The sequence below is a fragment of the Nostoc sp. genome (assembly GCF_036919675.1).
Classification (GTDB): domain Bacteria; phylum Cyanobacteriota; class Cyanobacteriia; order Cyanobacteriales; family Nostocaceae; genus Nostoc.
Window position 1 is genome coordinate 1 of the sequence record NZ_JBALCP010000092.1, and the last position, 6,934, is coordinate 6,934.

At 45.1% G+C, this 6,934-nt stretch carries 5 protein-coding genes and 2 pseudogenes; 1 reads left to right on the plus strand and 6 read right to left on the minus strand.

The window, feature by feature from the left end; translation table 11 throughout:
- Window positions 1-289 precede the first annotated feature (289 nt).
- The gene (locus tag V7K49_RS19600; RefSeq protein ID WP_335206973.1) at window positions 290-415 is read left to right on the plus strand and encodes a hypothetical protein; all 126 of its coding nucleotides are present in this window, start codon (window positions 290-292) and stop codon (window positions 413-415) included.
- Window positions 416-439: 24 nt separating this feature from the next.
- On the opposite strand, the gene V7K49_RS19605 is transcribed toward V7K49_RS19600, so the two are convergent.
- The 6 genes and pseudogenes from V7K49_RS19605 to V7K49_RS19630 all read right to left on the minus strand — a co-directional run.
- Window positions 440-1,369, minus strand: a complete 930-nt coding sequence (locus tag V7K49_RS19605) for a cation diffusion facilitator family transporter (protein WP_335206974.1) — start codon at window positions 1,367-1,369, stop codon at window positions 440-442.
- Between the two features lie 164 nt (window positions 1,370-1,533).
- Window positions 1,534-3,747, minus strand: coding sequence for a xanthine dehydrogenase family protein molybdopterin-binding subunit (locus tag V7K49_RS19610; protein WP_335206976.1), 2,214 nt, complete (start codon window positions 3,745-3,747; stop codon window positions 1,534-1,536).
- Entirely contained in the window at window positions 3,744-4,727 is a 984-nt protein-coding gene (locus V7K49_RS19615) for an FAD binding domain-containing protein (protein ID WP_335206979.1), read from the minus strand. Before V7K49_RS19615 ends, V7K49_RS19610 begins: the two co-directional genes overlap by 4 nt.
- Window positions 4,714-5,337 carry a (2Fe-2S)-binding protein gene (locus tag V7K49_RS19620; RefSeq protein ID WP_335206981.1) on the minus strand — a complete coding sequence of 208 codons (624 nt, stop codon included), beginning with the start codon at window positions 5,335-5,337 and terminating at the stop codon, window positions 4,714-4,716. Before V7K49_RS19620 ends, V7K49_RS19615 begins: the two co-directional genes overlap by 14 nt.
- 385 nt (window positions 5,338-5,722) lie before the next feature.
- A pseudogene (locus V7K49_RS34730) lies at window positions 5,723-5,958 on the minus strand (hypothetical protein); the annotation flags it as partial.
- 183 nt (window positions 5,959-6,141) lie between these two features.
- A pseudogene (locus V7K49_RS19630) lies at window positions 6,142-6,809 on the minus strand (transposase domain-containing protein); the annotation flags it as partial.
- Window positions 6,810-6,934 lie beyond the last annotated feature (125 nt).

The window sequence follows — 6,934 nt, forward strand, 5'->3', positions numbered from 1 at the left end:
GAAGCTAGAGGACAACGAAATAATTACAGTACAGAACGTTTCAAATTCAACAACCATCTTTCTTCTTAATATTGCTTTACATATATTGTTTTTTCACGCCCACCTACTTAGTAATAGCTTTAAGACTCTGGTGCATCTCTTCGACTCTACCTTTCGGCAGACCCCCAACAAAGCAAACTCATGGATAGCAAGACATTTGGGAGATTATTAGCAGCAGAGTTAATTAACTTAATTGAGTTTGGAAATTAGCGATCGCCAATTGTGTGATTGAGCTTTCATCGTTTCGGCGATGCCTACGGTGGTCACTGAGCGGCTGGTGAGCGCAGTCGAACCATGTCGAAGTGCTGGCTACGCCTACGCATTTGCAGTATTCAACGTTGCAGTTTATGAGAAATGCGATCGCACGATTCCTTAAAGCTCAACGGCAGCAATTAATCTCTTATCTCATATCTTGCATTTGCTGATTGCTCGGACGCTCCAACTCCAAATCTTCCCAAGAAACTGGATCTTCTACAGGTTCCAGGTGAGTTGTAACGTGGGTTGAAGGTAGTACCCGAAGGATAGCAAGCTCAATTGCCTCGCACAAATCATGCCCTTGTTGCACTGTCCAAGATCCAGGCACAAGAACATGAAAGGAAACAAAGCGGCGGGTTCCAGCAGTGCGGGTTCGCAAGGCATGGAACTGAATTTCCTGATGTTTGTACTCGTTAAGGATGCTCTTGATTGCGTCAATTTCTTTTTTAGGCAAAGCTGCATCCAGTAACGCGCTACCGGTTTCCCGTAGTAAACGAAATCCTGTCCAAGTAATATTTGCTGCTACTATCAGTGCGACAATTGGATCAAGCACGAGAGCGCCTGTTACTTTGACGAGCAAGATTCCAACTATCACACCACCCGAAGTTACCACATCGGTAAATAGGTGGTGAGCATCAGCCCTCAGTGTAATGGAACGCAACCGTCGCCCTGCCCGTAGCAAGATAAAGGCAACAACGCCGTTGATTGCGGTTGCAAATAGGGAGAGTGCCAACCCCAATCCCAGCTGTGTTAATGGTTCTGGATGCAACAAGTGTCCCCAAGCTTCAACAGCAATACTAATCGCTGCCACTACAATCAACGCACCTTCTGCACCACTGGAGAAGTATTCGGCTTTGGAATGCCCAAAGGCGTGTTCGGTATCGGCTGGTTTATCAGCATACGTCAATGCCCATAGAGCGACCAATGCTGCCACGAGATTTACAATTGACTCAATAGCATCTGAAAGCAAACCTACTGACCCGGTTAGCAGGTAAGCGCCAAACTTTAGGGCAATAGTGACGATTGCCGCTGCAATTGACACGAAAGCGTAGGAGCGGGCTGTTCGACTACTCATCTCGGTCACGGATGTAACTACAGTGATTCCGAGCTAAGAGTACCAAATTTGACTTTAATCGTCATCAGCCCTGAGACTTCTACTGATTGGTAAAAAAAACTACAAAATATCATTGCGATCGCCGAGGTGTGATTGAGCTTTCATCGTTTCGGCGATCGCAATATCTACAGCAGCTTGTCTAGTGTAATTGGCAAATCACGGACGCGCTTACCTGTGGCATGATAAACTGCGTTAGCGATCGCCGCCGCCGTACCGGTAATCCCAATTTCGCCAATTCCCTTGACACCAAGCGGGTTAATATGTGGATCGTGTTCATCAACAAACGACACCTGAATATCAGGAACGTCTGCATTCACTGGCACATGATATTCAGCTAAATCATGGTTGACAACCTGTCCTCGGTTTTGGTCTATTACCGTGTGTTCCATCAGTGCCATACCGATACCATAGATAATTCCACCGATGAGTTGACTGTTGGCTGTTTTAGCGTTGAGTATTCGTCCAACGCCAAAAGTTCCCACCCAGCGAGTTACTCGCACTTCGCCGGAATCAGGATTAACGCGAACTTCGGCAAATTGCGATCCAAATGCGTGCATTGAGAACTTCTTTTGTTCCTCTCCCAGCTTTGCATCTGCACGCGCTTCGATCATTTTCATTCTATGCCTGGCCAAGATTGCCTGATATGTTTCAGTTGCAGACGATTTATCTTTTAAGAAAAAGCTGCCATTTTCGGCAATCACATCCTCAGCGTTTAAACTATAAAGCGGCGATTTTTGATCGGCAAGTGCTAGTTCCAAAAGCTGACTGCGAGCTTGATTTCCCGCTAAATGTACAGACGAGCTGACACTGGCGGCAGTTTGCGAACCACCGGAAACGGGGGTTTCTGGCATCTTAGTATCGCCTAGTTCAAAGCGAACTTTCTCAACTGGTAGACCAAGCGCCTCAGCTGCAACCTGAGTCATCACAGTATAAGTTCCCGTACCAATATCTTGCGAACCGCTCTGCACAACGGCTGTACCATCTGCCATAATCTGAGCGATCGCTGATGCTGGAGAACGGTTGGTCGGATAAGTCGCTGTTGCCATACCCCAGCCAATCAAATAATTGCCATCTCGCATCGAACGGGGCTTAGGATTGCGCTTTTGCCAGTCAAACTTTTCTGCTCCTAATCTGTAGCATTGGATGAGTGACTTGCTCGACCAAGGCAGTCCTTTACTGGGATCGACATCAGCATGGTTACGCAGACGCAGTTCCACCGGATCGATATTCAGCGCATAAGCCAGTTCGTCCATTGCCGATTCTAAGGCGAATGACCCGGAAGCTTCTCCTGGGGCCCGCATGAAAGTTGGTGTTCCTTCATCCAGCTGCACAAGACGGTGGCTGGTTTCGATATTCGGGCAAGCATAAATCATGCGGGCGCTTTTACCAACAGGTTCGATAAATTCATCGAAAGTTGAAGTCTGTGAAGTCCCAGCGTGTCGCAGAGCAGTCAATTTGCCCTCGCGGGTTGCACCAAGAGAAACCTGTTGAATTGTCTCTGGTCGGAAACCAACAGGCCCATACATCTGTATGCGACCTAAAACTAATTTCACTGGGCGATTAACCTGCCGTGCTGCCATCGCCGCTAGAGGCACATGCGACCAAGCCGACCCTTTGCAACCGAAGCCACCGCCAACAAAGTAAGACATAACGCGGACTTTCTCTGGCTCAATTCCTAATACCCCCGCAACTTTTTGTTGAGCCGAAAAAATTCCCTGAGTTGCGTCATACAGCAGCAGTTGATCGCCTTGCCAAACCGCTGTTGTAGCATGAGGCTCCATCGGATTGTGATTTTCTATTGGTGTAGTATAGGTTTGCTCGACGCGGACAGCCGCAGCCGCTAGTCCTTGGTTGACATTGCCGTGAGTTGAATCGGGCGGCTCCTCTTTAGGGATTTTCCCCTTAGGTAAGTATGCCTTAGCGAGATTGTCCCGCATATTAATGGTTGGTTTCTCTTCGTCATAGCGAACTTGCACCAGTGAGGCAGCATACATAGCCCGTTCAAAGGTATCGGCAACAACGACACCAATGTGCTGACCGCTATAAAGCACAACGTTATCTTGCAAGACTTGCAGCTTGCGACCGCCGCCCTTTTCTCCAGAAGCTTTGGGTGCGTTAAGGTGGGTAATAACTGCTAATACACCCGGTACTTGCTCTGCTGCCTTTGTATCGATTTTGGCAATCTTACCTTTAGCGATCGTGCTTTGAATTGTCACACCATAAGTCATTTTTGCTACCGGAAACTCTGCCGAATAGCGTGCGCCGCCAGTTACTTTGAGATATCCATCAACTCTGTTTAGCGGTTTGCCAACTACTGTATTTGTATCCCTTGTATTCATGCCATTCCTCCCACCGTTGCCAGCGCCTTAACAATTGTGCGTTTAGCCAGTTCGACCTTAAACCCGTTGTATTTTTGAGGTTTAGCTCCGGCAACAGCTGCGGACGCTGCTACTTGAAATGTTGCCTCGTTTACAGGCTTGTTCAGAAGTGCTCTTTCAGCTTCGTAAGCACGCCAGGGCTTTGTTCCTACCCCACCCAAGGCAATGCGTGCCGAGCGAATGATCCCATTTTGAATATCCAGCGCTGCCGCCACTGATGCCATTGCAAAGGCATAGGAGGCGCGATCACGGACTTTTAAATAGTGCGATCGCTTCGCAAAGTTTGAAGCAGGCAAGTCAACGGCAACAATTAACTCCCCGTGTTGTAGAACTGTTTCCCGTTCGGGTGTATTGCCAGGTACGAGATGAAAATCTACGAGCGGAATACAGCGTTCTCCATTCGGGCCGCGTGTTTGCACAACTGCATCGAGTGCAATCATTGCCACTGCCATATCGGAAGGATGAGTGGCAATACAGCGATCGCTACCGCCAAGAATCGCGTGAATACGGTTGTAACCTTCAATTGCTGCACAACCCGAACCTGGAACACGCTTATTGCAGGGCATTGAAGTGTCGCGGAAGTAGTAGCAGCGGGTACGTTGTAACAAATTTCCGCCCACTGTTGCCATATTTCGCAGTTGTGGCGATGCTCCAGACAGCAACGCTTCTGACAGCACAGGATAACGCTCCTGAATCATCGCATTATAAGCAACATCACTATTGCGTGCCATTGCGCCAATTCGCACGCCGCTGCCCTGCATTTCTATCTTGGTTAGCGGTAGTGGGTTAATGTCAACTAACTCTCTTGGTGTTTGAACATTCAGCTTCATCAAATCGATTAGGCTGGTACCACCGGCAAGATATGAGGCTTCACTATCTGGAGCCACCAACGCCACAGCATTTTCCGTTTGTCCTGCTTTTTTATAGTTAAACGGCTGCATCTTTTTTTCCTTCTAAAACATCGCGGACAGCATTCACGATATTTGGATAAGCACCGCAACGGCAGATATTGCCGCTCATCAATTCCCGAATGTCGCCATCTGACTTAGCATGTCCTTCGTTAACTAAACCTACTGCCGAACAAATTTGTCCCGGTGTGCAGTAGCCACACTGAAATGCATCGCGGACAATAAACGCAGCTTGCATCGGGTGCAGATTATTTCCTTGCTCCAGCCCTTCAATAGTTGTAATTGCAGCGTCGGTGTACATGATCGCAAATGTCAGGCACGAATTAATCCGCTGCCCATTAACCAGCACCGTGCAAGCACCACATTGACCGTGGTCACAACCTTTTTTACTACCAGTTAGGCCTATGTATTCCCGCAGTGCATCAAGTAAGGTAACACCTGGTTCAATCTGTAAATTGTGTGCTGTTCCGTTTACTTGCAGCGTCACCTTCATAGTTTCAGGTGTCGAAGTTTGCGGTATTGAAGTAGTTTTTTGGACTTGAGTTTGTCCTACAGTTTTCTCTACAAAATTATTGATCGTAGCCGCTACTGTGCTAACGATCATCAATTTACCAAAACCACGGCGTCTTAGCCGAAATTTCATCTGTTTACTCCACTCTATTTTTGTTGGTAATAATATTGAGCAGTTTTCGGTACTTAACTTCTTTATAAAAAGCACTTTTCCTTACAACTATTTTCCTTAATATGACATTATTAATAGAATACAATTTAATCTTGTTATTGTCTCTCTATCAGAAGATTTATGCCATAAGTATCATCTCATTTTGGAATTTTTACTATTTTTATTCTATGGACAATTAAATTTTATAGCAAGTATTTAATTAGTTTTACTAATTTTTAATAAAATATTGTTAAGATAATCCTTTTCCTAACCTTTATTAAATCTAATGGTTTAAAACTTGCTAAATCATCTTGATGATAAACTCAACAAATTCATTAGGTAACACCAATTCGCTATAAAGATGTACTTAATTATTAAACGAACTGCCAAGTACGCCAAATACGCCAAGAGAGAAGGGAGCATCCCAGTTTTTATTTAGCAAGCAAAGATTAATCCATTAAGATAAGCGCAACGGTGGGCAAGGACTTAAGAAATATTATCAATATTCAATTGTGCGCCAGAAATTTTGGTTCGACGGTCAATTTGCTTAACGGTAGATTCAATTGCACCTGAGCCAATAGAACAAATTTGCTCGGCTTGATAATCAATACTTTTCGGTTAAGGATTAAGCAGTATTGATAATGGAAAAATTGAGTGGCTGGCGTTGAGTACCAGTTCCTCTGTGGCAAGGTTTTTTAGACGGAAATTTGGAGCGAGTTTTTTTGACTAGTCGAGGATTGGTTCTGTGTTGTCGAGGCGGAATTTTCTCATCTAGAATCTCCATGATCAACCATGACCAAAAAAAGGGATTTGTTCGGCGGGTGTATTTTGAAACTCAGGTATTGCAGCACGAATGACTTTGAGAGTGCCTGTGAAACCCAAACGCAAAGGAGAGATGCCGACTTGTTGGGAGGCTTGGAACATTAAAGACCGTATAGCCTAGTGTCCTAAAAGCCAACCGTAAACTTCCTGGACAACTTCACGGGGATTAAGTGAGTGAATAGGCGTTTTTCGCCCATTAAGATGGGTTTTGAGTTCATCAATTGTATTTTCAACTTCCCAACGCTGATGGTATTTACGAGCTAGGATGAAAGCTGGGTAAAGTTGAGGATCTAACAGACTGGTAATCAGACGGTAAGTTTTTTGTTCTGGTTCTGTTTCAATAGTGTACTAAATCACACGTAAGAGAATTTTGTCATAACCTTTTTTCTTAGCCCAAATAAAAATGCTCCTGGAGTTTCTGCTGTTGCTAATGGACGTACTAACAGATGAAATAACCGACTTATCGTCTGGCATCCCAATCTCTGCCTGGCTTCTGTAATTGATGATGGGCTTGGTACACGCCAATACTTCCCTAATTTTAGCCACTGAGTTCTTAACCTTTTGACTAAATTTTTCAACACAGTTCGCATTGAATCTGATGACCATATATTCATCGCTATTAAGTAGGTCAACCAAAAAAAACGTAAGATAGATAGAGTTCCGAAATTAAGTGATAAATGATGCCTAGCGCGTTAAGAATCATACTAACTGCTGAAGAAGACCTGACACTAAAAGAACTCAGTTGTGCAGATAAAGT

What these genes read in the sequence shown, in the direction of transcription:
- V7K49_RS19600 (WP_335206973.1), top strand. Translation starts at nt 290, where the DNA reads ATGCCTACGGTGGTCACTGAGCGGCTGGTGAGCGCAGTCGAACCATGT.
- V7K49_RS19605 (WP_335206974.1), bottom strand. Translation starts at nt 1,369, where the DNA reads ATGAGTAGTCGAACAGCCCGCTCCTACGCTTTCGTGTCAATTGCAGCG.
- V7K49_RS19620 (WP_335206981.1), bottom strand. Translation starts at nt 5,337, where the DNA reads ATGAAATTTCGGCTAAGACGCCGTGGTTTTGGTAAATTGATGATCGTT.
- V7K49_RS19610 (WP_335206976.1), bottom strand. Translation starts at nt 3,747, where the DNA reads ATGAATACAAGGGATACAAATACAGTAGTTGGCAAACCGCTAAACAGA.
- V7K49_RS19615 (WP_335206979.1), bottom strand. Translation starts at nt 4,727, where the DNA reads ATGCAGCCGTTTAACTATAAAAAAGCAGGACAAACGGAAAATGCTGTG.